The following is a 23,614-nucleotide window of genomic DNA, read 5'->3' as shown; positions in this document are numbered from 1 at the left end:
TCGCCCTGGTATCCACGGACACGCGCTTTCTGCGTGCCCACCCAGTAATATCTGGAACGCCAGATTTCCCCGCCGCATGCCTTCACATTGAGCGCAAGCTCATCCGAGTCGCCGTTGTGGAACCGTCGTATCCGAGCATGCCATGGCGAGTTCCAGACTGAGGCAGGGCCAGATGCGTGTCTCACTATCCAGGCTGGTCATTGGGCAGTCCACCGACAGGCATTATTGGACGCACGAGTCATCCACTGGCAGTGCAGCATTCGGCTCAAGCCGGATTGGAAACAGCCAACTTGAGCCCAAACGCGACAAAAACACCGCCCGTGAGTCGGTCAAGCGCCTTCAGGGCCGCCGGGCGCTTCAGGAAATTGCTCAGCGGCACCGTAGCCGCTACCAGAATGCCGAACCAGGCCAGCGTCAACAGCACGTGTAACACCGCAAGGAAGAAGGAGTAACTGGCCACGCTCGCGCCACTCGGGACAAACTGGGGGAGAAACGTGATGTAGAAGACACCTATCTTGGGGTTCAGCAGGTTCGTCAATAAACCGCGAATAAAGGCGCCACGGGCAGGGGCCGCCATGTTCTCGTTCCCCTGCCCTTGCAGCGTCGTCCTGGGTCGCATCAGCAGTTTTACACCCAGCCAGACGAGATACGCGGCACCGACAATTTTCAGCGCCAGGTAAGCCCACTCAGAAGCTTGCAACAGGGCACCGAGGCCCAGTGACACCGCGGCTCCCCACACCAGACACCCGAGCACGATACCGATAGCAGCCATCGCCGCCGAACGTCGACCGCCGGTCGCTGTAGCGCGAAGCACCATGGCGGTGTCCACGCCGGGAGTCACCGTGAGCACTGACGCGGCAGCGATGAAGGCAAGCAGCAGGGATAGGTCGTTCATTTGGATGTCCAGGGCAGTCGGCAGCCGTACGGTTAGCCACTCTAGTTAGCCACCTGGCGTTCGGTCAAACGTTCTGTAGCCCGTTGGCCGAGGACATGTACACCAGAAACATCTGAGCTACGATCCCCAGATCAAAAGACACCACATCGAATCCGATAGTCAGGTTGGCTCACGGCCGCGTCAAGAATGAAGGTGGCGGCTTTCGCAAGCGCCACCCCCATCCTGTTTGCAGCCTCTAGCGTTGCGCCGGGGCGCCTTCTAGAGCGCCTTCTCGGCGTTAAAACCGTCGAAGTTTTCGAAGACCCCCATAAAGCCCGGGACAGACGACTCCCGTGCCCAGTCGCGCTGGAGCTCGCAGTACATCTGCACACGGCTGATGAGTTTCGCACCCGCCTGCTCGATTCGTCGAAGGGCTGCCTCGTGCGCGGCAACTGACGTGCCACCGACCGCATCGACCGGCACATACACTTCATAGCCTTCCTGGATCGCGTCCAGTACTGGGAACGTCAGGCAGGCTTCGGTCCAGAGCGCGGTCATGATGAGCTTGCGGCGGCCGAGGCCCTTGACTGCCTGCTTGAACTCAGTGTCCTCCCAGCTATTGATCGAGGTGCGGTCATAAGTCGGCAGATGGCCGAGCACGTCCTGCAACGCTTGGATCGGCGGTTTGTTGCGACCGGTCGCGACGTTGACCGTCGAATGAATGATTGGAAGGTTGTAGTTGACGGCCGCCTTGGCAACGCTCGTGATGTTGAACACGAGCTCGTCACGGGGCATCGAGCGAATCGAGGAGACCTGGATCGGCTGATAATCGATGATGATCAGCGCGCAATTCTCAGGCGACAACAGGTGGTCGGTATGGGGGTTGCGGATAGTCTCGCTTGTCATTGTCTGGTCCTGTTCTCAGTTGTCATACACGGTGCCAGAGAGCCAGCGCGCACTCGGATAGACGGGCATGGCCCTGACGAAGTGTCTACTGATGTTGTCAGTGGATGGGGTGTTTCCAGGCAGCATTCGCAACTGGCGACATTGCCCGGAAGCGAGGATTATGCTGTTGCCATTTTCGCCGCAGTAGTCGCAACACGAGGCTAGCTGTGTCGCACAAAGAGGAACGCTGACTTGGATATGGAAGAACTGCAAACATTCGTGGAAGTGGCTGACGCCGGGGGCGTTTCGCCTGCGGCGCTCCGGCTTGGGGTATCCAAATCGATCGTCAGCCGCAGGCTCGCCAGGCTTGAGGCGGAACTTGGCATCCAGTTGCTTGCACGATCCACCCGCGGGGCCGCCCTCACTGAAGCCGGGGCCACGTTCCGAGATTACGCGGCCAGGGTCTGCGCCGAAATCGAGGCAGCCAGAGAAACGATCCTGCCGACAGGCGCCCTTCGTGGTCGCTTACGCGTCGCGGCGCCGCTGTCTTTTGGCCCTACCCATTTCGCGCCCATGCTCGCGCAAATGGCACACCGCCATCCCGAACTTCATATCCAGACCTGCTACAGCGATCGCTTCGTCGATCTCATTGCCGAGGGATTCGATTGTGCGATACGCGTCGGGTATCTCCCCGATTCCAATTTGATCGCGAGGAAAATCGGCCCGATCTACACGAAGCTCGTCGCGAGCCCAGGCTACATAAAAGCGCACGGCGCACCAGAGACACCGGACGAGCTCATTGCCCATGAGGCTCTCCTGCAGGGTACCGAAGCGTGGCAATTCATGGAGGGTGACAAGATCATCACGGTTCGTCCGCAGGGCCGCTTCAAGGCGGACAACGGCATAGCGCTCGTGGCGGCCGCAACCGCGGGACTCGGCATCGCGTACCTACCGGATTGCCTGACTTATGAACATGTGAACTCAGGGGCGCTCGTGCCGATCATGACCCGCTATCCACCACCCCCGGCAGGTGTATACGTGGTCCGTCCGCCAGGCCAGCATCCGGCACGGAAGATACGAATGCTCACAGAGCTGCTGATTGAATCATTCGGACAGTCTCCGCACTTCGCGGGGCCCGCTCGTATTTGATTGCCGCAACGATCACCACTGGCCGCCCATGGCCACGGCGTGACTCAAGCGATTGAGGGCTACCTGTCGCCTGCTTCCGCTGCCCCCCTGAACTCAATGGCCTACGGCGGGAGGTGATGCCAACCTGCCTGTACATTTTTTGAGCGCACGTTGAAACCCTTTGCCTACCTGGCATCAGCGCGGTTATCCACAGACATACTCACGGATTTCTTGGATAACTGAATGGGATCGTGAAGCACTCCTGCCGTAGCGAACCTATGGATTCGAGCCCGCCGTTACCGCACACCGTCATCAAAGCATCCAGCCGGGAGATGACCGACCGCGGGCCTTGCATACAAATATCCCTGCATCAGTTCGATACCCATGCCTAGCAGCGTCGAGCTTTCTTCACGAGTCTCGACACCTTCGGCGATGACCAGGATATCCAAGCGCCTGGCGACCAGGATGATGCCTTCGACGATCGCTTGTTTGACCGAGTCTCGATCGATGTCTCGGGTCAGTGCCATGTCAATCTTCAGCACCTGCGGCTGGAACATGGCCAGCAGGTTAAGGCCCGAATAGCCCGCGCCAAAATCGTCGACGGCGGTAATGAAACCCTGACGCTCGTACTCGACGAAAATCGATTTGAGGTGATCAGGGTCTACCACCTTCTCGCCTTCGGTCACTTCGAACATGAGCCTTTCTGGCGGGAAATGGGTCAGGCGCGCCGCTTCCAGGGTGGCCCGGATACACGTCTCTGGCCGGTACACGGCGTTGGGCAGGAAATTGATGCTCAGCAAACAATCGGGAATGTCCAGCAGCCCCAGCCTTGCGGCTTCTTCGATGGCCTTCACCCGGCAAGCCTGGTCGAATCGGTAGCGGTTGCTGTCGTTCACGAGCCCCAGGATGTAGCCAGCCGATTCGCCATTGATGCCCCTGACCAACGCCTCATACGCAAACGCAGTGCGTGTCCGGACGTTGAAAATAGGCTGGAAGGCCATGGTGAAATCAAACCCCAATGCCTCATGGTTGCGGCATTCGGCGCAGCCGAGCGATTGGAACGGAGGGTGTTTCGTCATCATAATATTCCGTGGCGGTCTTGATACATCCCTGCGGGTACAAGGAACTGTAGCCGACACCACTTGAATCGGCGCGGGCCGAAGTTTCTGAAGCGCTGTCGGCCGCCCCCGGACGCTCACGTTGATCGGTACGACATGCATACCTGGCCTTTACGGCTAAAATGCGTAGATTCCGCCACCCGCCGGGGGCGCTTCGTGAGGCCGCGTAGAACCGCGCAACCTCTCAGCGGATATGCAATCTTTTGACCGCCTAACGGTTTTAGCGTGATACACCTACGCCGTTAACCTTATTCGCCGATAAAGATGTGAATCCCATTGGAGCTGACGATGCCCCATCGCACACCCAGACTTCTCCTCGCAGCAGCTACTGCCACGCTGGTTATGTCCGTCACGGCCGCAGTAGGTCCGTTTACCCTGTTCTGGACGAACGAAACGCGTAACGACCGCAACGTGGTAGAAAAGCAGCTGGACGGCATTCGCACAGTACAAGGTTTGCTCGTGGATGCGGAGACAGGCGAACGCGGGTATGCATTAACGGGGATGGAGACATTTCTTCGCCCGTATTACGTCGCCACGTCGCAGCTTCCCAGCGCGATCAAGCTGCTTCGTGAAAACTATCGAAACGATTCGTCCGCTGAAATTGCCAAGGTGGAGGACTTCATAGAGAAGTCCGCACTGAAGCTGGACCACCTGGACATGGTGATCAATTTGCGCAGCACCCAAGGTGCTGCTGCGACGGTGGCCGAAATCGCTTCGGGTAACGGCAAGCACCTCATGGACCAGGTCCGCGACCTGGGAGGCGAGCTGATTCAAGCAGAAGTCGAGGAAGTGGCTGTTCTGGACAACCAGCTTAACGCCAACCTGCGTTGGGCCGTCGCCGTTTCCATCGCAAGCTTCCTGCTGACGCTTGTGCTGGGCCGTTTCATCTACGTGTCCATGCGTCAGACCATAAAACGCCAAGCCGAATCGACGGCTAGCGCACTGTCTTCAAGCACCCAACTGAGCAAAAGCCTGAAAAACCTTGAGCGGCGCAATGCAGAAATAGGTTTGCTCGCAGAAATGGCCCGTCTACTCCAGACCGAGATGAGCCAAGAGGAAACGCTCCAGTTGGTCAGCACTTACTGCCAACAGTTGCTGGACGGCAGTAGTGGAGCGCTGTACCTGTACCGCAATTCGGCTGATGCTTTGCAACCGGCCGCAAGCTGGGGCCACGTCGAGCCTCAATCAGATGTCCTGATCGGTCCCAAAGACTGTTGGGCCATACGTCGAGGCCATGCCCATGTGGTTGAACATCGTCATGAGCTGCGCTGCGCCCACTACTCAGAAACATCAGAGTTCGACGATGGAGACATTCACTGGTGCCTGCCGCTGATAGCCTACGGAGAAACATTGGGACTCTTGCATATCCAGCATGCTGGCGGAAATGACGATAAGGAAGTCAACCGCCAGTTTGCGGAAGCTGCCGCGGAGCAAACCGCGCTAGCGTTGGCGAATGGCAGGATGCGCCAGGTCCTGCAAGTCCAGTCGATCAAAGACCCGCTGACGGGTCTGTACAACCGTCGCTTCATGGAGGAAACACTCAAGCGCGAACTCTCCAAAGCCACTCGAGACGCAGTGGACCTGAGCGTCATCATGCTCGACCTGGACAACTTCAAGAAGCTGAACGACATCCATGGTCATGCTGCGGGTGACGCGGTGTTGCGAAGCACGGCATCCTTGATCACGAAGTCAATCAGAGCCACCGATGTCGCCTGCCGCTTTGGTGGAGAAGAGCTGATCATCATATTGCCCGATTGCTCCATTGAAGACGCTCTCCTGCGAGCCGAATCCATCCGGGATTCGCTGGAAAACTTGAGCCCTACGGATGGATTGCAGACGTTCAGCGTTACCGCATCCTTTGGCGTGGCCTCGACGACGCGTAACGGGACCGATCAAACCTTATTGCTGCAAGCAGCGGACGCCGCGCTGTATAAGGCCAAGCGCGAGGGGAAAAACCGCGTAGCCTCGTAGCCGGTCATAGAGAAGGCAGAACGTAAGCATCCTCGGAACATCAGGCAGCCAAGGGACGCCCCCTCTTCGCAACGCCTGTATGACCTTGGACAAAGCGCCCCTGACACCCCCCAGCTCATCCGCGAGCAACGTCAGCACCCAAATACCCGATGAAGTCACCGCAACGGTGTGTTCCAGAGGGTGAAACACCTTCCCTTTCCCTCGGAGTTCGAGGGGTTCGATCTGAACCCAACGTCCACCGACAATTAATCCGTTTAAATACAAGCACTTACATGATCATTGAGTTTATTCTATAAAAATATATTGCGCGCAAACATTTTAGACGATAACTTTATCGCAGTTGATTAGCGCGCAAGCATTTACCGCGCATCACAATCACTGGGTAACCCGCCCTTTTCTTCTCTTACAGGTAGTCACTCATGAAAAAGATTCTTTCTGGTCTGGCCCTCGCCACCGCTTTCGCAGCCACTGGTTTTGCAAACGCGGCTGACGTCAAACCTACAGTGGTCTTGGTCCATGGCGCTTTCGCCGACTCATCGAGCTGGAACGGCGTAGTCAAAATTCTGAAAAAAGACGGCTATCCGGTCATTGCGGCGGCGAACCCGCTGCGCGGCGTCAGCAGTGATGCACAATCGGTGGCAAGCATCGTCAAGAGCATCAAGACACCGGTGGTTCTGGTCGGCCACTCCTATGGCGGTGCGGTGATCAGCGAGGCGGCGTATGGCAATCAGAACGTGAAGGGCCTGGTGTACGTAGCGGCGTTCACCCCGGAAACTGGCGAAACCGCGGCAGAACTGTCTGGACGATTCCCGGGGGGCACCCTGGCCTCGGCCTTGTCGGCCCCGGTCGAACTGGCCGATGGCGGCAAGGATCTCTATATCCAGCAGGATAAATTCCACGACCAGTTCGCAGCCGATGTGCCTGAGGCTGAGGCTCGCCTGATGGCGGCCGGCCAACGCCCCATCACCGTCGCCGCGCTGAACGAAGCCGCCACGAATCCTGCCTGGAAAACCATTCCGTCCTGGTTCGTATACGGCGACAAGGATAAGAACATTCCCCCTCAGGCCATGGCGTTCATGGCCGAGCGTGCGCACTCCAAACAGACCGTCGTGGTTAAAGGTGCCTCCCATGTGGTGATGGTTTCCAACCCGAAGGTGGTGGCAAACCTGATCGAGAAAGCTGCGCAATAAATGTAATTGGCAACACGAGGCCCGCGCATGCGGGCTTTTTGCCGTTGTCCGTGAAGTTGAGTTTTTCGCCAGCCTGGTGGCAACGCTCATCGCTCGGAAAAAAAGGCCTCCCGTGCCGACGGCTCCTCAGCGACGTGATGACCGCTGTCAATGCCTGCGCCAGTGACTTTCCGTTCTGCCCACTGCCTTGATGAGACGTGACAATAGGGCCTAGGATCGCAAAGACGGGAACAGACATGCAGAGGAGAATCAGCCCCATGCCCCCGCACCTTGCCGATCTTTATAGCGACTACATCGCCTGCCTGAATGCACAGGACTGGGAAAACCTAGGCCATTTTGTGCACCCGGATGTGGTTCACAACGCGAGACCATTGGGGTTGCACGGCTATCGAAGCATGTTGGAAGCGGATTATCGGGCTATCCCCGACTTGCGCTTCGCCATTGAATTCCTGGTGATCGACCCACCTAAGTTGGCAGCTCGCCTGGCCTTCAATTGCACGCCGGTTGGGGAATTCCTGGGCCTGGCGGTGAATGGGACACCCATCTCCTTCGCCGAAAACGTTTTCTACGGGTTCGAGGACGGCAGGATCCGCGAGGTCTGGTCGGTCATCGACAAGGCAGTGATCGAAGCTCAGCTCCGATCAGGGTAGCGGATGCCTCAAGGCTGCAGGTTATCCAGGGCCTCCATGCTGGTGTGAAGCCTGCTCCGTTCCCATGGGTGACGGAGCAGAGCATAGACAAAGCCTGACCAGAACTTATGCCATGGGTGGGTGGCTGAGCAATCAACCACCTCGCTTTCCCAAGCCCTAGATCATCGGTGAACTGCTCACCACCCGCAGCGCCAACCCCTCGAACGCATCCAGCGTAATGGTGAATTCGCCCTCAGGCGTGAGATCACCTTCGACCCGCTCATTGATGATGTCGACCACCGGCCCCGGTGCGATATTGGGCAGGTGCAGGGTTTCAGTGATCGGCGTCGAACCGAAGTTCAGCGAGGTGATTTGCGTACCTTTGCCTGCCGGCAGTTCGTGAACCATGATCAACAGTCCCGGATGCTCGACGTCCGGAATCAGTATCTGGCGACTGGCGGCGATATCATAGGCACGGCGCGCAGCGAGAATCTTGCGCAGCTGCGAGACGAACGAATCCGGATCTTTCAACTGGCTTGGCAAGCTGCCATACAGGGTCTTCGGACGCGGCATCTGGCCGGCCGAAAATGCCGCATCAGGGTTGAGGTCCACCAGATCGTAGGCACCGCGATGAATCCAACGCGTGTCGCCGTCGCCCATCAAATGCTCGACCTGTTCGGCCGGCAACGGCAACGCGCCGACCAGGTCCCAGCCAGACAATGCGAAGACGCCGGGTTGCATCGCGTTGTACATCACCAACAGCAGATGAACCTGGCGAATCTGCTGGATATCTGCCGTCGTAATGGTTTCGAGATCGCGAATCCCCAACGCCGCCGTGATGATGCTCGCGGTGGTGCAGGACACGCCGTTGGTGACGAATTTCAGATTGTAAGGCGCATGCTCGCCAGTGAGGCGCTCGTACATCTGCTCGCGGATGTGCTCGCGCAGGATGCTGCCGGGAAAGGTCTGGCCTTGATAGAGGTAAGTATCGTGGGCGTGCAGGGTCCAGAAGTGCACCAACTCCAGGGTCAACTCATCATGATTCTGCAGCGCATGAATCAGCGAGCCCGGATCGATGCCGAGGGTGTGCATCTGCCGCAGCATCAAGCGCAGGAATTCGGCATCGCCCATCAGCAAAGCATGCTGGTAGGCGGGTCGGGTGATGAAGTCGTAAGAGAGATCCGCCCCTCCATGGGACATGGCGGCGATATCGTCTACGGTCAGGTTCAGTTCCTGGAAACTGAAGCCGCCGGCCTTGCGAATCGCTCCAGCGAGCAACTGGTTCCCGGTGATCGATAGCGGATGGCTTTCGGACCAGGCGGTACCCTCGAGCTTGCGCTCCACGCCAAGAAATCCGTTGGCGTCCAGACGGAGGATTTTCGCCCCCGAGACATCGATGGCATGCAGCGCGTCCCCAATGACCATCTGCTGAGCGGCAAAGGTCGGGTCCAGCCAGTTCAGCGAAGGTTGCCCTTCCTTGAAGTAATGCAGATAGACCCAACGGCGCGGCTTGCCGTCAACGCCCATCACCACCGGTGTCGCACTCCAGTCGGTTTCCTTGACGCCTGGTTCGAAGAAGATCACCCGTTGCAACTGCCCGACGATGTAATGCTTGTCCCGCAGAATGTCGACCTGCTGCGGGGTGAGGTTCTGCGCATCGCGCCCCTCGGCAATGTCGGGCAGCAGCGGCCAATCGTCCTCGCGGATTTCCACCATGTGGTAGAGCCCCGGATAATCTTCATACGCCATCTCGGCCAAACGAAAATCCGCGCCTTTGCCGGTATGGGACGGGATGACATCCTCGATGACGACCGCATTGTGCGCGGCGGCCATTCGGGTCAATGCTTGCAACTGCGCCTCGGTGCCCAATTGCGGGTCGAGTTCGAAACTGATGCGGTCAAAATTGCCGTCAATCGTAGGTGTGTAGTCAGTGCCCGAAAGACCACCGGACCTTTTCAAAGGGCCATTGTGGATGCCCTGGATACCGATTCTCGACAGCGCATGCCATAAGGTTTCATCCCCCAGCGCTTCGAGCACAGTGCCATTTTCGCCGGTAACGATGGAGGCCGGATACGCGGTGAACCACACCGAAGCCAATGCCGAGGCGTCGCGAGGCCGAGTATGGGCATAGGGCTGCTGCCACATTCGGCCCTGGCCCGAGTAGAGCTTGGCGCGCTTCCTCGCAGCATTGAGCATCGATTGTTCGACCAGCCAGTCGACATGATTTTTCTCGGCTGCCGTCATGGACACAATCACCTCCGTCATGGAAAAACCGCAGTCGCCCCTCTCCAACCGAAGCGCCGCTCGTTTTCATATGAGGCCACCACACGACATTCGTTGCATCGAATCAGGAGAAAGCCTGCGAGGTGCAATCGGCCAGGTCAGAGCGAAGCTCGATCGGCTGCAAACAAGCTGCGGGGGCTCATCGTCAATGCCGCCGCAGTTCGGCCGGCCCTACCTGGCGCCATTCATTCCACAGGCTCACTGCTTCGACGTGCCTGTCGACTGGCCCCTGGCGGCTGGCCATTGATGCGCTTGAATGCACGGCTGAATGCCGCTTGTGAGGTATAGCCCAAGCGTTGTGCGACAGCATCGATCGACAGGTTGTCCTGCGTCAGCCACTGGCTGGCGATCCGCATCCGCAGTTCGGTGGCGTATCGCAATGGAGGTACGCCAATGGTGGCTTGGAACCGTTGGGCGAACACGGAGCGCGAAACGTGGGATTCGGCCGCCAGCTCGGCCACCGTCCACTCGCGCCCGGGTTGGCGATGCAACGCAAGGATAGAGCGTGCCAGGCGCGGATCGCGCAGCGCAGCCATGAGCCCTTGCGCACTTTCCGAGCCATGCTCGACCCATCCCCGTACGAACAAGGAGGCAGCGACTTCCGCAAGCCGAGCCATGATCCCGGCATACCCGATGCGTCCGGCGCAGATCTCACGCTTGATTGAATCGAGTATCGCTCCCAGCCCTGGATAACGTTGACCACTGGTGTCCGCCACCATGACATTCGGCATCAGCTTGCCTAACGCCCGCATGCCCCCCAGGTCGAACTCCATGCAGCCATAGAACAGGATCGTACTGGGCGTGGAAAGTGTGCTCGGACAAGTGTTCACACCGCTGACAGCCTCGCCCAAGGGAGCGGCATCAAGTTGGTCGATATTCTGGACCGTGACATCCAGGGCGGATAGCAGTTCGTGCCCATGGCCTTGCGGCACCAACACCGCGTCACCTGTCGAGAGGTGATGCATCGCGCCATCGCCCGTACGCAGGATAGCCGTACCCACCGCCAGATAATGAAAGTAGGCATGGCCCGATTTGTGTTCGAAACCCAAGCCAAAGCTCGGGCCCGTTTGAATACGGCGGTACTGAACACCGCGCAGCCGCATCCCCGTGAGCAGTTCGCTAATCAGCTCAGAAGACAGAGCGAATGGTCCTGATTCCGTCATGTTAGGTGTTTCGATCAAAAGACTAAGACTTAGCATCATAGATCATCCTGACGCTCAGCCCTAGAGTGTGTCTCACAATCACTTTCCAAGGATTCTTGAGATGAGTAGCGATGTTCTTGACGCTGCACCTGGCAGCGTTGCTGGAGTAGAGCCGGCCACCCCGGCATGGACGGCGGTTTTCTCCCTGACCATGGGGGTCTTCGGCCTGCTGACGGCCGAATACCTTCCTGCCAGTTTGCTAACCCCCATGGCCTCTGATTTGAACGTGTCCGAAGCGCTGGCCGGACAGGCCGTGACCGTCACCGCCGTGGTTGCGTTGTTTGCCGGGCTCCTGGTACCCGGCCTGACCCGCCAGCTCGACCGCCGTACCGTCTTGCTCGGTTTCTCCGCGCTGATGATCGCCTCCAACCTACTCGTTGCCCTGTCATCGAGCCTGGCGGTCCTGCTGTTGATGCGGGTGCTGCTTGGCATCGCGTTGGGCGGGTTCTGGAGCATGGCGGCAGCCGTGGCCATGCGGCTGGTACCGGCCAAGTTCGTACCTCGTGCGTTGTCCATCATCTTCAGCGGCATCGCCGTGGGAACAGTGGTTTCCGTGCCGCTGGGCAGCTATCTGGGCGGCCTGCTCGGCTGGCGCAGTGCCTTTTACGCAGCCGCGGCGGTCGGCGTTCTGACGTTGATCTTCCAGTGGTTCACCCTACCCCGCATGGCGCCTGGGAAAATGGCACGCGCCGCCTCCGTGCTGGAATTGCTCCGCCGTCCTGGCATTGCCATAGGCATGGTCGGATGCGTGCTGGCACACACAGGTCAATACGCACTGTTCACCTACATACGTCCCGCACTTGAAAGCGTTGTACCCATCGACACCGACGGCCTGGCTTTAATGCTATTGGGCTTCGGCGCCGCCAATTTCGTTGGCACGCTCGTGGCGGGTTGGCTGCTGGAGCGTAGCTTGCGCCTGACATTGATCCTCATGCCTGCCTTGGTAGCCGTGGCCGCGTTTGCCATGATCTCGCTTCCTCTCCAGGCGCCGGGACTGGCACTCGCAGTCGCCCTCTGGGGCCTGGCTTTCGGCGGGGTGCCGGTTGCCTGGTCAAACTGGGTGGCACGCGCGGTTCCGGATCAAGCCGAAACCGCAGGTGGGATGGTCGTCGCTGCGGTGCAGTCGTCAATCGCCGCGGGCGCTGCACTCGGCGGGTTGGTCTTCGGCTTTGGCGGCGTAATGGGCGTCTTCATCATCGCAGGCGCAGTGATGTTGCTGGCCGCTCTGCTGATTGCGCTTCGTGTTCGAGTGGCATTGCCAAAGCATGCTGGAGACGAACGATCAGAACATTCCCGACTTGCGCTTTGAAATCGAATGTCTGCGGGTGCGGCAATTCGGGGCCAGATGCGGCAAACCAGAGGAACGCGCAACGTTCGCGTATTGCTCCAACAGCCGAGCCAAGTCCTGGTAACAGATCGCTAGATGATGTGCTCCGAGTCTCCTCATCGACCTCGATGTACGCCGGGCCTGGGCGGCGCTGATCGCCGGATGATGAGCATATCGAGCGATCCGCCGGGCTCCGGTTTGTGCGCATTGGGCGACGGGCGATTCAGGATCGATACCACTCGCGTTACGCTGTAGCCGGCTCAATTGTTTACTCAGCTGCAGCGACAAATAACCCGCGTGGTAATCCTGCGTGTTATCAGCGCCAAGCAAACTTTTCAACGCGACGAGCCGGGATAGTTGTTTCGCTTGCCATTTTGAGTGATCGATATGGCTTCCACGGCGAAGTAGCCGGCGTATGTCCTTGTGGAGCGAGTGTGTCAATGCCCGAACATGTTTAGCGGGATCCTTCGGCAAGACCTGGAACGCTAATAGACAGACGAGCATTGCAACGATCCAGGCCAGCGCTTGGTTGGCGAAATCGACGAAATTGTAGAAGGCGGTATCGCCGGTGCTCACCAAGGTATTGAACCCGATCAGGTAGGCAATTCCTTGCAGTGCGTAGCGCGGTTGGCTCGTCGCATGGATCCCGAAGGACCAGAACGCAGCCAATAACAGGAATAACAAAGGGAAGCCGTTGATCTGCGGCATCAACAGGAATTTGCACAGCGCTGCCGCCAAAATGGCGTAGAGCGTGCCCCGAATAAAGCTGGCGATACCTTGGGCGGGCGCGGAGGCCGGCGCCAGCAGTGTGCAGCAAGGACCCAGAACCGCCAGTAGCGCGGGCCCTTGATCCCAACCGCTGAGATACCAGACCGCACCCGCGGCCAACGTGGCGAGCAGTGCCCTGATGCCGTTTCGCGCCGCATCAGCGTAATTGCGCGGATACACCACGGCACGTACCTGCTCGCGGCGAGCATGGTCGAGGCTGGAGAAGTTCAGCAAGGCCTCGCCCAGATCCGTCAGTTGTTCGTCCAAGCGTTCGCTGAGCAACCGCGAGTGGTGGTTTGAGTCAGCGAAATCATTCACCAGGCTACGCAGTTGCCCCACCGTATCGGCAGCGGCGAGAAAGTCGCAGTGGGTGTCGTTCATCCGCTCACCCAGTTGCCGCAATGCCGCGCTTATCCGCGCGAGCAACGTGGGGTCGATCCCGGGGTATGGATCGTCGCTGTGCACATCGAGTACAGCGGATTGCAAATGCGCCAGGCCCGCCTGAATCGCCAACTGCCGGGAGCGAATCCGCGACGATTCGCCCCGCCCTATTCCCAATTGGTCGTCCACCTTGCCGATGTCCATGGCGAGCGGGTGGCGTTGCGTCACCAACTCCGCGGACTGCTCGCCTGCAAGCCTCGCGGCAAGTAGCTGAGCACTGCGGACACAGACATCGACCAGCGAGTTGCGAAGCTTCTTCTCCATCGTCCTGGAACTGCACAGCGTTACCACCAGGCTCAAGCTCAGCACCCCGAGTGCCACCGCCGTGCCGCGAGTGAGGATGTGATCGAAGGCCTGTTCAGGTACGACGATGGCAGGCCCCAACGCCAGGCAGACCGTATAACCCGCCACCACTGCCGCGGTAGCTTGGTAATGGCGCAAGACGCTCATTGCACTGACGCACAGGCCCAGCCACATACCGATGGCGAGTATGAACAGCAGCATCTGTTGAGCGAACAGCCCTGTCAGCACGAAAGCCGCCACCAGGCCTACCAGGGTTCCCAACATCCGGTAGAAGCCCTTTCCCAGCACCGCTCCTTGGATGGGCTGTACCAGCAGCAACACGGTGGATGCCCCCGAGAACGGCGACTCCAGATGCAGTTGGAAGCCGAGCCACAGCGCCAGCCCCGCCGCCAAGACACTACGCAACACGTAGAAGAAACTGGCGGGCGTCCAGGGCAAGGGGATGGTCGCGAGCAAGCGTGTCGCCAGGCGAGTCATCACATGAACGCCTGCAGCCATTGGGTGAGTCGCCAGCGTGGCGCGGCGTTCGGCTGCGTCACTTCGACACTGGCGGTCATGCCCGCCGCCAACTCCACGCCGTCCGGGACCCTGACCAACTCGATGCGCACGGGTACGCGCTGTGCCAACCGAATCCAGCTGAAGGTCGGGCTCACCTGAGGCAAACCGCTGTCGTTGCGCAATTCATTCGCATCGGCGATGCCCCTGCCCATGCTTGCCACATGCCCTTCCAGCAGTTGGGCAAACCCCATCAGCTTGATCGACACCGGCGCGCCGATGCGCACACCCGGCAGCTTGGTCTCTTCAAAATAACCCGTGATCCAGAAACTATGGCCATCGACCACGAATAGGTTGGTGTGGCCAGCCTCCGCGTAGTCACCGGGCTGTAGCCGAAGTTGAGTGACGTAGCCGTCCACCGGCGAACGAATCATCGTGCGGTCCAGGTCGAGCTGCGCCTGGGCTAACTGGCTGCGTGCCGCGTCCAGGCGCGCTTGGGCCACAGCCAAGTCACGCGCCGCGTTGTCAATTTCTTCCCGGGCGATGGCGTCGGCCAATTGGGATCGCCGCTTCAATTGTGCACTGCGCTGCTCGAACACACTGCGCGCTTCAGCGTACTCCGCCGCACGCTGTTGCAGCGCCAATCGATAAGCACGCGCATCGATGTGATACAGCAAATCGCCCCTGGCGACCCATTGGTTGTCGCTGACCGACAACTGATCGATTTGGCCGCTAACCTCTGGCGCAATGCGGACGACCTGCGCGCTCACCCGTCCGTCCCGCGTCCAGGGCGCCAAGACATAAGCCCGCCAAAGTTGCAGGCAGAACACCAGGGCCAGCACGCCAAGTCCCAGGGTGGCGGCAGGTTTGAGGATTTTGACGATAGACATGGCCGGCCTCACTCAGCAATTGACGACCATCGCCGACACGACGATAAGCGAGACAAAAAAACGCGCCAGCGCCGGGTGCCACGCCTCGTCCAGCCAACGTCGGGCAAGGCGCTCAATGAGTTTGTAGGCCAAGACCGATGCCCCCAGGTAGATCAACAAGGGGGGGACATAGAGGTTGGCAATGGAGATTTCGCTGAGCATGGCAAGCACCGGGATTCGGAGGGGTCTAGGGTTCGCCCGCGTACTGAAGGGGGCTTGGTGATGATGCTAAGGGACGACCATCATTGCCGATATTGAGTACACTGCCAAAATATAATCAAATTCAGACAGACGCCGACGACACGCCATGGCCGAAATCCACCGTTTCCACGTCGATCAATTCGAGTACGACAACCTGTCGCAACCTGCCGTGGCACTGATGCTGGAGACCCGGCGCAACGACAGTGAGTCCGCCGAACACAAGCATCGCAAGGGGCAACTGGTCGTGGCTTATTGCGGGGGTATTGTGTGTACGGTGGAAGATGGCGTGTGGATGGTCCCGTCAGGGTTCGGCGTCTGGATTCCGGGAGGGGTCGCCCATAGCAACCGCGTCACGGCCAACGGGCAGGTCTGTTTTTTATTCGTGGAACCCGGCGCCGCGTCGCTTCCCGATCGCTGCTGTACGCTGGCGCTGTCGCCACTGATCCTGGAACTCATCCTCCACCTGAGCGGCCAGGTCCAGGATTACCCCGCCAATTCGCGCATTGCACGGCTGGCCAACGTGCTGCTGGAAGAACTCGAACTGGCGCCCACGGAACAGCTTTACCTGCCTTTGCCCGCCTCAACCCAACTTCGCACAATTGCCCGGGCGCTGGCGCAAGAGCCGTCCAACCGCGCCACCATGGCCAGTTGGGCACGGCATGTGGCCATGAGCGAACGCTCCCTGGCCCGCCTGATAAAAAGCGAGACCGGGCTTACCTTCGGTCAATGGCGCAAGCAATGGCAGATCATCGTCGCGTTGCAAAGCCTGGCCGAGGGGCAGTCGGTGCAGAGAACCGCTGAAGCGCTCGGCTACGAGTCAGTCAGCTCGTTCATCACCATGTTTCGCAAGACCTTGGGCACCTCACCGGCACGCTACCTGCGCAATACCACGCTACGGCAATGAGCCGGGGGCGAGAGATATCCGCATCATGGTCACGCAACCGCCGCTGCAGCCGCTCTGGAGCGCCAGACAAACGCCAACACCATCAACAGCCCCAGCCCCGCCATCGCCGCGCCGGCCAGGGAAATCGCCGGATAACCCAGCCCGGCATTGATCACTGCGCCGCCCAGCGCCGCCCCTATCGCGTTGCCAAGGTTGAAGGCACCGATGTTCACCGCCGAGGCCAGATTGGGCGCGTCCTTGGCGGCTTCCATGACGCGCATCTGTAGTGGCGGCACCAGGGCGAAGCTGGCGATGCCCCATATCAGGATGGCCACGGCGGCCGGCAGAGGCCAACGCATCAGGACGGTGAACGCCAGCAAGACGAGAATCAGTACGCTCAGCGAAACGATCAGGGTGCGGTCTATCGAGCGGTCGGCGGCCTTGCCACCCCACATGTTGCCCAGCGTCAACCCCACACCGAACAGCACCAGCATGGCGGTGATGTAAGCGGTGGACCCGTGGGTCTCGTTGCTGAGGATCGGCGCGATGTAAGTGAAGACGGTAAACATTGCACCCGAGCCGACGACGGTCAGGGCCAACGCCCCCAGCACCGGGCCACGGCCCAGTACTCGAATTTCAGCCAGCACACCGACGCCTTGCGACATTTGCAGGTTGGGCAAGGCGAACCACAGCGCGGCCATGGTCAGCCCGCCGAGGCCGGTGATACCCCAGAATGCCGTGCGCCAGCCAAACAGTTCGCCAAACCAGGTGGCCAGCGGCACACCGCCGATGGTCGCCAGGGTCAGGCCCATGAACATTGCCGCAACCGCCCCGGCACGTTTGTCCGGGGCGACCACGCTGGCGGCGACGATGGAGCCAACGCCGAAGAACGCACCGTGGTTCAGCGAAGTCACCACCCTGGCGATCATGAGACTGTAGTAATCGGTCGCCAGGGCTGACATCAGATTACCCAGGGTGAAAATCGCCATGAGCCCGATCAGCAGATAGCGCCGGGGGATCCTGCCGGTGGTCAGGGTCATCAGCGGCGCGCCGAGCAGTACGCCCAGAGCGTAGGCACTGACCAACAGTCCGGCGGCAGGAATGGAAACACCGAGATCCGCAGCGATGCCCGGCAACATGCCCATGGGGGCGAACTCGGTAACGCCGATGCCAAAGGCACCGATGGCGAGTGCAACAAGTGGTGGATTGATACGCATGGAAGGCTCCTCATCTATGCTGCGAATGCTACGATCCCGTCTTTTCAGGCGGTAGATAGCATTGTTGGCAATCACCTTTGCGTAAGAGGCACAAATGGACTTCAACGGCAGGTCAGGTGAAATGAGCGTGTTCGCCACCGTGGCGCAGGAAGGCAGCCTGTCAGCCGCCGCGCGTGCATTGGGGCTGACACCCTCGGCGGTCAGCCGGATCATCGCGCGTGCCGAACAACGCCTGGGTACCCGCTTGCTGTTGCGCACCACCCGAGCGATCACCTTCACCGCCGAGGGCGAGGCTTTCCTGCGCGGCGCCCGGCGTATCCTGGCCGACATGGATGAGGTCGAAGAAGCGATCGCCGACCAGGGCGTACCCAGGGGCCGTTTGCGGGTCAGTGCCGCCCTTGGCCATGGGCGGCTGGCCATCGTTCCTTTGGTGGCGGCATTCAGCGCCCGCTACCCGAACATCGTCGTCGACCTCACCCTCGGCGACGAAGTCGTCGACATTCTCGGCGGCCAGGCCGACGTGGCGGTACGCTTCGGCCATCTGCCGGACAGCCCGCTGACCGCGCGCAGGATCGGCGACACCGGCCAGGTCGTGGTGGCATCGCCCGAGTACCTGCAGCGCCACGGCATCCCCCAGGAGCCGGAAGACCTGCTACGACACAATTGCCTACGCTTCAACTTCCGGCGTGCCGAACCCAACTGGCCGTTCATCCGCGACGCCAGGGAGTTTTCCCTGAAGGTCAGCGGCAACATCGAATGCAGCAGTGGTGAAGCGCTGGCACAACTCGCGCGAGTGGGTGCCGGCATTGCCCGTATCGGCGAATTCACCGTGAGCGAAGATCTGCAGCGCGGTGACCTGATACCGCTATTGGAAGCCTGGAACCCAGGCGACCGGGAACCGATTCACGTGGTGTTCGTAGGGGGCTCGGCAATGCCGGCACGGGTTCGGGTGTTCGTGGATTTCTTGCTGGAACATCACCGGATGTAAGCGGTGGCATCACGGAAAGCGACCGTGATCACACGCGCACCTTTCCATCTGGCAAGCTGCGCCGCTAGATGCCGTATCACTCTGCAGCCAGGAGCCTCTTCACCTCGGCGACAATCGAGTCGATGTCGAATGGCTTGGGCAGCACTGCATCAAACAAATCCGATCTCTTCATCCCCACGTGAGCCTGGGCGCCGCTCATCAAGATGATCGGCAAACCCTTGACGGACGGTAGGGCTCGCACGGCCGTGGCGAATTCAAGACCATCCATGACCGGCATCATGAAGTCAGTGATGATCAAGGCTGGACGTTCTCTTTCCAGCACTTCGAGTCCTTTTTGACCATTGCTGGCTTTTACGACCATGAAGCCCTCGTCCTCTAGCGCAAAACCGAGGATGTCAGCGATCAAATACTCGTCGTCGACGACCAGGATGGTGGTCATGTTAATTCAACCCGCTCAAAGACTTATGAAATTGAACCAGGCAATGACTCAGCTGCGACTGAAGGTTCATTTTTCAAAGCCTTTTCAAGGAAAACATCTTGATCCCGGATGACCACCTCGAATCGCGAGGGGTCATAAGCGCTGTCTCGTACCTTAAGAATGGAGAGCGTCCTTCTTAGTTCAGAGCGATCCTCAAGGAAGCGCATGAGCATCAGGTTGTCGACGATGCTGGACAGGTCCGAGTTCGGTGAACTGACCTCGGAACCGAATAGGTCTCGCATCTCCCAGGAGGCGAACACCGTAACGCCCCGGGATCGCAGCTCGTTCATCAGCGCGCTGTAGAAATCGGTAATCCGCGCGGGATTTGTCGAAGTCCGTGTCATGCCGCTCAGGCTATCGATGAACAGGCGCTTGATACCCTTTTCCTTGACGATGTTCAGCAGTCGTGCGCCGAGTCCATCCAGCAAGCCTTCGGTGGTGGGCTGCCAGGCAATGCTCAACGCACCGCTTTTTTCCATGTCTTCGATATCGATGCCCAGGGAGAGGCCTTTGAGGCGCAGTCGCTGCGGGCTTTCATAGAATCCGAAATGCAAGCCAGGGGCATCCGCCGTCGACTTGGCGAGGAATTTGAGACCCAGCGTCGTTTTACCAATCCCGGAAGGACCGATGACCAGGGACACGCTGGAGCTGTGCAAGCCTCCACCCAATATGTCATCCAGTGAATCAATCCCGCTGGCTATACGCGTCATGTCAGCACTGTCGGGCGCAGAAGGACGGCTGTAGAGGCTTTCCAGGCGCGGATAGACAACCAAACCGTCGTCGTTGATTTCACATTCGTGAAGACCGGTCAACGCACCGCTGCCGCGGGTCTTGCGCAGTTGAATGCGCCGAACCGAACGCGTCCCGAACAGCTCTTCACCCATTTCGATGACACCGTCCACCATCGTGTGCTCGGGGCTACCGTCGTCGAGCCGCGAACTGGTGAGGAACAACACGGTGCAACCGGCGAAAGCGGCATGTCCCTGCAGCTCTGAGATGAATTTCTTGGTGTCGATGGGCGAGTCGGCCTTGGAGCGCGCATTGAGCAGACCATCGACAACCATCACGGTAGCCTTTTGCCGACTGATCTCCCGTCGAAGCAGTTTCACCACTTCATCCAGGCCTTCGTTTTCCAATGTGTCGAATGCGCTGACAAATTGGATTTCAGCGCCGACTTTGGCTGAGTCGAAAAAGCTCAGCGTAGAAAGAAACTGGAAAAGTCGATCATGTGATTCGGCCAGCAGCGTGGCGACTAAAACACGACCACCACTGCGGGCATGATGGAATCCAAGTTGGTTCGCGAGGATAGTCTTGCCTGAACCTGGGCGTCCTTGGATTATGTATGAAGCACCCGCGACCAGCCCTCCCTGGAGCAGCGCGTCGAGTCCTTCGATTCCGCTTTGAAGGCGTTTTAGCTTTTCCACAATGCGACCCTGATCTGAAAAACAGGCTGTTCAAGCCCAATGGAGGGGATGCTAACGCCATTTCCACTTCGGAGCCATTCAGGTTGAATGGAAAATTGGTCTGGGAGTCGCCCGTCTTGGGCCGATACGACTCCACCGACAACGCCCAAGCGTTGCCCGCAGCTTCCTCAATAAACGCTCAAAACAAGGCATCCAATACTCGGTAATAGCTGATTCCGGCCGCAAGATAAAGCCGCTGCAACGCATGAAACGGAATTCGCCGCAATGGCATCACCGGGAATGGGAAGTCCTGCGTCGCCCCTGAGAGCTTCGCGGCCAGATGCTTGCCTAACGCCGTGGACAGGGCGATACCGCGGCCGTTGTAGCCGAGCAAGACTGACAGCCCCGGTGCCGGATCGTGCACATGGGGAAGAAAGCTTTGCGTCAGCGCGACCCGACCACTCCAGCGGTATTCGACAGGTACATCCGCCACTTGCGCAAACAGCGCCCCCAGCGAACGCTCCAGGTGCGCCCAGTCACGCTGCCGGGAAGGCTCCGAGAACGGCCCTCGCCCTCCCAGAAGCAAACGCCCCTGGGCATCCAGCTTGAAGTAGAGCAGCAAACGGCGGGAGTCCGAACAGACCTCGCCACCGGGCAGGATGGTCTTGCGGATCGCCGGCGGGAGCGGACGGGTCGCGATGATGAAGCTGTTGGCGGCGACGACGGTCTGGCGCAACCCGGGCCACAGGTCGTCGGTGTAGCCATCGGTGGCCAACAACACCCGTTGCGCACTGACCTTGAAGCCTTGCGCTGTGGACAATAGCCAGCCTGATCGCTGTCGCTGCAGCCCCGTGACGCGGCTGTGGCCGTGGATCATTGCGCCCTGCCCCACTGCGGCCTTCGCCAGGCCACGGGCGTAACTCAATGGATGCAAGCTGCCGGCCCGAGGATCGACCCACCCCCCCAGGTAATGCTCGGTACCGATACGCTGGCTGACCGCGGCCCGGTCCAACAGCTCCACCTTGACGCCCCGGCGTTGCCATTGCGCGGCGCGCTGCTCGATGGTCTTCATCGCGGTCGTTGAACAGGCCGGTTGAATCCAGCCTTTCTGGGTGGCATCACACTCGATCCCGTACTGACGAATCAGCGCAAACACCTCGTCAGCGGCTGACCCGGCCGCCTCGATCATCGCTTCGGCCCGGGCCGGGCCGAACTTGGCGTGCAATTGATCCGGGTCGAACTTCAGCCCGGGAATCACCTGCCCGCCGTTGCGCCCCGAGGCCCCCCAGCCTGGCTCCCCGGTGTCCAGCACACAGACGCTGACACCCGCTTCGGCCAAGCGTAAAGCCGTCACCAAACCGGTATAGCCGGCCCCCACGATAGCCACATCCACTTGCTTGTCTTCGGCCAAGGCCGGCGTTTGCACCGCCGGTGTGGCCGTCGCGGCCCAGAGCGAGGCCGGCAGTTGCGGGGCGAAAGGTGCATTCATGCCGGCACCTCCCCGCTGTGGTTGAGCAGTCGGCGGAGAAAGTCCTGTGTGCGAGGATGCGTCGGCGTACTCAGTACTTCCCCGGCGGGTCCTGACTCGACGATCTTGCCGCTGTGAAGAAAACAGACCTTGTCGGCGACGTCTCTAGCGAAGGCCATTTCGTGGGTCACCACGATCATGGTCATGCCCTCATTGGCCAGATTGCGCATCACCGCCAACACTTCACCGACCAACTCCGGATCGAGGGCCGAGGTCGGTTCGTCGAAGAGGATCGCCTGGGGGTTCATCGCCAACGCCCGGGCAATGGCGACACGTTGCTGCTGCCCCCCGGACAGTTCGTCCGGGTAGGCATTCATCCGATGGGCCAAGCCGACCTTTTCCATCAGCGCCTCGGCATTCTTGCGCGCCGCCTGAGGGTTCTCCTTCTTTACGTAGATCGGCCCTTCCATGACATTTTCCAAGGCTGTGCGGTGCGGGAACAGATTGAAGCGCTGAAAAACCATCGCCACCCGAGTGCGAATGTCGTGGATGTTCCTGGCATTGCGGTCGACACGTTCATCGCCGACCAGGACCTCGCCCTGGTCATAACTTTCCAGGCCATTGATACAGCGCAACAACGTGGACTTGCCCGACCCCGAAGGGCCAATCAGGCACACCACTTCACCGCTCTTGACCTGCAAATCGATGCCTTCGAGGACCGGCACGTTGCCGTAACGCTTGTGAATGCCCTTGATCTCGATCATGACGTTCTCCGGTTGCTGAAGCGTGCTTCCAGACGGCGCAGCGCAAAGGACAGCGGCAGGCTCATCGCCAGGTAGAGCAATGCCACCAGGGTGTAGACCGTCATGTTCTCGAAGGTCGAAGAGGCGATCAGTTGCCCCGCGCGAGTCATCTCGGCCACGGTGATGGTGGAGACCAGCGACGAGTCCTTGAGCATCATGACCAGGGTGTTGCCGTAAGGCGGCAAGGCGATGCGAAATGCCTGGGGCAGCACCACTCGTCGCATCACCATCGCACCGCGCATACCCAAGGATTCCGCCGCCTCGATCTGCCCTTGCTGGATCGCCTGGATACCGGCCCGGAAGTTCTCCGCCTGATAGGCCGAATAAGCGATTCCCAGGCCAATGACACCGGCTTGCATGGCCGTCAGTTGAATGCCGAATTCCGGCAGGACGAAATAGATGTAAAACAGCTGCACAATGATCGGCAGCCCCCGGATGATGTTCACCACGCTGATGGCGAACAACGCGATCGTACGTATTTTCGAGACCATCATCAGGGCCAGGAGCAGGCCGATCAGCGAGCTGAGTACAAACGACCCGGCCGTCACTTGAAGAGTGACCACCGCCCCCTTGAGCAAGATAGGGAGGAAGTCCAACGCATTCTGGAGAATCATAAAAGCTACCCACGGA

General features: G+C 59.7%; 21 protein-coding genes. 7 read left to right on the top strand and 14 right to left on the bottom strand.

Translation table 11 applies throughout. The annotated features are described in order from the left end of the window. Positions 1-265 precede the first annotated feature (265 nt). On the bottom strand, positions 266-895 hold the full coding sequence (locus tag BM317_RS07190; protein ID WP_092168838.1) for a LysE family translocator: 630 nt from the start codon (positions 893-895) through the stop codon (positions 266-268). A gap of 258 nt (positions 896-1,153) precedes the next feature. Further along, on the bottom strand, positions 1,154-1,780 hold the full coding sequence (locus BM317_RS07185; protein ID WP_092473681.1) for a hydrolase: 627 nt from the start codon (positions 1,778-1,780) through the stop codon (positions 1,154-1,156). Between the two features lie 231 nt (positions 1,781-2,011). On the opposite strand from BM317_RS07185, the gene BM317_RS07180 reads away from it, so the two are divergent. Continuing rightward, on the top strand, positions 2,012-2,908 hold the full coding sequence (locus BM317_RS07180; protein ID WP_092473679.1) for a LysR family transcriptional regulator: 897 nt from the start codon (positions 2,012-2,014) through the stop codon (positions 2,906-2,908). Between the two features lie 275 nt (positions 2,909-3,183). Here the strand turns inward: BM317_RS07180 and BM317_RS07175 are convergent, their stop codons facing one another. After that, positions 3,184-3,966: an EAL domain-containing protein gene (locus BM317_RS07175; protein WP_092473677.1), complete on the bottom strand. Its 783-nt coding sequence runs from the start codon at positions 3,964-3,966 to the stop codon at positions 3,184-3,186. Positions 3,967-4,293: 327 nt separating this feature from the next. On the opposite strand from BM317_RS07175, the gene BM317_RS07170 reads away from it, so the two are divergent. From BM317_RS07170 to BM317_RS07160, 3 genes are all read left to right on the top strand, one after another. After that, positions 4,294-5,976 (top strand): GGDEF domain-containing protein, encoded by a 1,683-nt coding sequence (locus tag BM317_RS07170; protein ID WP_256574064.1) that lies wholly within the window; start codon positions 4,294-4,296, stop codon positions 5,974-5,976. A 419-nt stretch (positions 5,977-6,395) separates the two neighbouring features. Next, positions 6,396-7,166, top strand: a complete 771-nt coding sequence (locus tag BM317_RS07165) for an alpha/beta fold hydrolase (RefSeq protein WP_092473675.1) — start codon at positions 6,396-6,398, stop codon at positions 7,164-7,166. Positions 7,167-7,423: 257 nt separating this feature from the next. Beyond that, the gene (locus BM317_RS07160) at positions 7,424-7,816 is read left to right on the top strand and encodes an ester cyclase (protein ID WP_092169086.1); all 393 of its coding nucleotides are present in this window, start codon (positions 7,424-7,426) and stop codon (positions 7,814-7,816) included. Positions 7,817-7,972: 156 nt separating this feature from the next. Here the strand turns inward: BM317_RS07160 and treS are convergent, their stop codons facing one another. Both treS and BM317_RS07150 read right to left on the bottom strand, forming a co-directional pair. Then, positions 7,973-10,039, bottom strand: coding sequence for a maltose alpha-D-glucosyltransferase (gene treS / locus BM317_RS07155; RefSeq protein ID WP_092473788.1), 2,067 nt, complete (start codon positions 10,037-10,039; stop codon positions 7,973-7,975). Positions 10,040-10,263: 224 nt separating this feature from the next. Beyond that, entirely contained in the window at positions 10,264-11,241 is a 978-nt protein-coding gene (locus BM317_RS07150; RefSeq protein WP_218189420.1) for an AraC family transcriptional regulator, read from the bottom strand. Between the two features lie 100 nt (positions 11,242-11,341). Between BM317_RS07150 and BM317_RS07145 the strand changes: the two genes are divergently transcribed. Next, the gene (locus BM317_RS07145) at positions 11,342-12,589 is read left to right on the top strand and encodes an MFS transporter (RefSeq protein WP_092168856.1); all 1,248 of its coding nucleotides are present in this window, start codon (positions 11,342-11,344) and stop codon (positions 12,587-12,589) included. Here the strand turns inward: BM317_RS07145 and BM317_RS07140 are convergent. Genes BM317_RS07140 through BM317_RS07130 form a run of 3 tightly spaced genes read right to left on the bottom strand, consistent with a single transcriptional unit; the run spans position 12,563 to position 15,705 of the window. Continuing rightward, on the bottom strand, positions 12,563-14,596 hold the full coding sequence (locus BM317_RS07140; RefSeq protein WP_092473673.1) for an FUSC family protein: 2,034 nt from the start codon (positions 14,594-14,596) through the stop codon (positions 12,563-12,565). The two genes, BM317_RS07145 and BM317_RS07140, sit on opposite strands and share 27 nt — an antisense overlap. Next, on the bottom strand, positions 14,596-15,504 hold the full coding sequence (locus tag BM317_RS07135; protein ID WP_092473671.1) for an efflux RND transporter periplasmic adaptor subunit: 909 nt from the start codon (positions 15,502-15,504) through the stop codon (positions 14,596-14,598). Before BM317_RS07135 ends, BM317_RS07140 begins: the two co-directional genes overlap by 1 nt. 12 nt (positions 15,505-15,516) lie before the next feature. Further along, positions 15,517-15,705 (bottom strand): DUF1656 domain-containing protein, encoded by a 189-nt coding sequence (locus BM317_RS07130; RefSeq protein WP_092168864.1) that lies wholly within the window; start codon positions 15,703-15,705, stop codon positions 15,517-15,519. Positions 15,706-15,850: 145 nt separating this feature from the next. Here BM317_RS07130 and BM317_RS07125 point away from each other — a divergent pair, with 145 nt between their 5' ends. Beyond that, positions 15,851-16,648: an AraC family transcriptional regulator gene (locus tag BM317_RS07125; RefSeq protein ID WP_092168867.1), complete on the top strand. Its 798-nt coding sequence runs from the start codon at positions 15,851-15,853 to the stop codon at positions 16,646-16,648. A 29-nt stretch (positions 16,649-16,677) separates the two neighbouring features. On the opposite strand, the gene BM317_RS07120 is transcribed toward BM317_RS07125, so the two are convergent. Next, positions 16,678-17,844 (bottom strand): MFS transporter, encoded by a 1,167-nt coding sequence (locus BM317_RS07120; RefSeq protein ID WP_092168870.1) that lies wholly within the window; start codon positions 17,842-17,844, stop codon positions 16,678-16,680. A gap of 94 nt (positions 17,845-17,938) precedes the next feature. On the opposite strand from BM317_RS07120, the gene BM317_RS07115 reads away from it, so the two are divergent. Further along, positions 17,939-18,832, top strand: coding sequence for a LysR family transcriptional regulator (locus BM317_RS07115; RefSeq protein WP_092168873.1), 894 nt, complete (start codon positions 17,939-17,941; stop codon positions 18,830-18,832). Between the two features lie 76 nt (positions 18,833-18,908). On the opposite strand, the gene BM317_RS07110 is transcribed toward BM317_RS07115, so the two are convergent. From BM317_RS07110 to BM317_RS07090, 5 genes are all read right to left on the bottom strand, one after another. Further along, positions 18,909-19,271 carry a response regulator gene (locus BM317_RS07110; RefSeq protein ID WP_092168876.1) on the bottom strand — a complete coding sequence of 121 codons (363 nt, stop codon included), beginning with the start codon at positions 19,269-19,271 and terminating at the stop codon, positions 18,909-18,911. A gap of 23 nt (positions 19,272-19,294) precedes the next feature. After that, complete coding sequence (locus BM317_RS07105) at positions 19,295-20,734, bottom strand: ATPase domain-containing protein (RefSeq protein WP_092168879.1); 1,440 nt, start codon at positions 20,732-20,734, stop codon at positions 19,295-19,297. 178 nt (positions 20,735-20,912) lie between these two features. Beyond that, positions 20,913-22,202: an NAD(P)/FAD-dependent oxidoreductase gene (locus BM317_RS07100; RefSeq protein ID WP_092168882.1), complete on the bottom strand. Its 1,290-nt coding sequence runs from the start codon at positions 22,200-22,202 to the stop codon at positions 20,913-20,915. After that, on the bottom strand, positions 22,199-22,945 hold the full coding sequence (locus BM317_RS07095) for an amino acid ABC transporter ATP-binding protein (RefSeq protein WP_092473669.1): 747 nt from the start codon (positions 22,943-22,945) through the stop codon (positions 22,199-22,201). Before BM317_RS07095 ends, BM317_RS07100 begins: the two co-directional genes overlap by 4 nt. After that, the gene (locus BM317_RS07090; RefSeq protein ID WP_092168887.1) at positions 22,942-23,598 is read right to left on the bottom strand and encodes an amino acid ABC transporter permease; all 657 of its coding nucleotides are present in this window, start codon (positions 23,596-23,598) and stop codon (positions 22,942-22,944) included. The genes BM317_RS07095 and BM317_RS07090 overlap by 4 nt, the downstream gene beginning before the upstream one ends. Positions 23,599-23,614: the final 16 nt, after the last annotated feature.

It is taken from the genome of Pseudomonas sp. NFACC24-1 (assembly GCF_900115235.1).
Lineage (GTDB): Bacteria > Pseudomonadota > Gammaproteobacteria > Pseudomonadales > Pseudomonadaceae > Aquipseudomonas > Aquipseudomonas fluorescens_AA.
Note: the sequence above shows the minus strand (reverse complement) of the source record. Positions and strands in the feature narration are given on the sequence as shown.

Coding starts and splice junctions, on each gene's coding strand:
- BM317_RS07160 (WP_092169086.1), top strand. CDS start 7,424: ATGCCCCCGCACCTTGCCGATCTTTATAGCGACTACATCGCCTGCCTG.
- BM317_RS07175 (WP_092473677.1), bottom strand. CDS start 3,966: ATGACGAAACACCCTCCGTTCCAATCGCTCGGCTGCGCCGAATGCCGC.
- BM317_RS07095 (WP_092473669.1), bottom strand. CDS start 22,945: ATGATCGAGATCAAGGGCATTCACAAGCGTTACGGCAACGTGCCGGTC.
- BM317_RS07130 (WP_092168864.1), bottom strand. CDS start 15,705: ATGCTCAGCGAAATCTCCATTGCCAACCTCTATGTCCCCCCCTTGTTG.
- BM317_RS07140 (WP_092473673.1), bottom strand. CDS start 14,596: ATGACTCGCCTGGCGACACGCTTGCTCGCGACCATCCCCTTGCCCTGG.
- BM317_RS07100 (WP_092168882.1), bottom strand. CDS start 22,202: ATGAATGCACCTTTCGCCCCGCAACTGCCGGCCTCGCTCTGGGCCGCG.
- BM317_RS07170 (WP_256574064.1), top strand. CDS start 4,294: ATGCCCCATCGCACACCCAGACTTCTCCTCGCAGCAGCTACTGCCACG.
- BM317_RS07165 (WP_092473675.1), top strand. CDS start 6,396: ATGAAAAAGATTCTTTCTGGTCTGGCCCTCGCCACCGCTTTCGCAGCC.
- BM317_RS07090 (WP_092168887.1), bottom strand. CDS start 23,598: ATGATTCTCCAGAATGCGTTGGACTTCCTCCCTATCTTGCTCAAGGGG.
- BM317_RS07150 (WP_218189420.1), bottom strand. CDS start 11,241: ATGACGGAATCAGGACCATTCGCTCTGTCTTCTGAGCTGATTAGCGAA.
- BM317_RS07185 (WP_092473681.1), bottom strand. CDS start 1,780: ATGACAAGCGAGACTATCCGCAACCCCCATACCGACCACCTGTTGTCG.
- BM317_RS07115 (WP_092168873.1), top strand. CDS start 17,939: ATGGACTTCAACGGCAGGTCAGGTGAAATGAGCGTGTTCGCCACCGTG.
- treS (WP_092473788.1), bottom strand. CDS start 10,039: ATGACGGCAGCCGAGAAAAATCATGTCGACTGGCTGGTCGAACAATCG.
- BM317_RS07110 (WP_092168876.1), bottom strand. CDS start 19,271: ATGACCACCATCCTGGTCGTCGACGACGAGTATTTGATCGCTGACATC.
- BM317_RS07125 (WP_092168867.1), top strand. CDS start 15,851: ATGGCCGAAATCCACCGTTTCCACGTCGATCAATTCGAGTACGACAAC.
- BM317_RS07135 (WP_092473671.1), bottom strand. CDS start 15,504: ATGTCTATCGTCAAAATCCTCAAACCTGCCGCCACCCTGGGACTTGGC.
- BM317_RS07145 (WP_092168856.1), top strand. CDS start 11,342: ATGAGTAGCGATGTTCTTGACGCTGCACCTGGCAGCGTTGCTGGAGTA.
- BM317_RS07120 (WP_092168870.1), bottom strand. CDS start 17,844: ATGCGTATCAATCCACCACTTGTTGCACTCGCCATCGGTGCCTTTGGC.
- BM317_RS07190 (WP_092168838.1), bottom strand. CDS start 895: ATGAACGACCTATCCCTGCTGCTTGCCTTCATCGCTGCCGCGTCAGTG.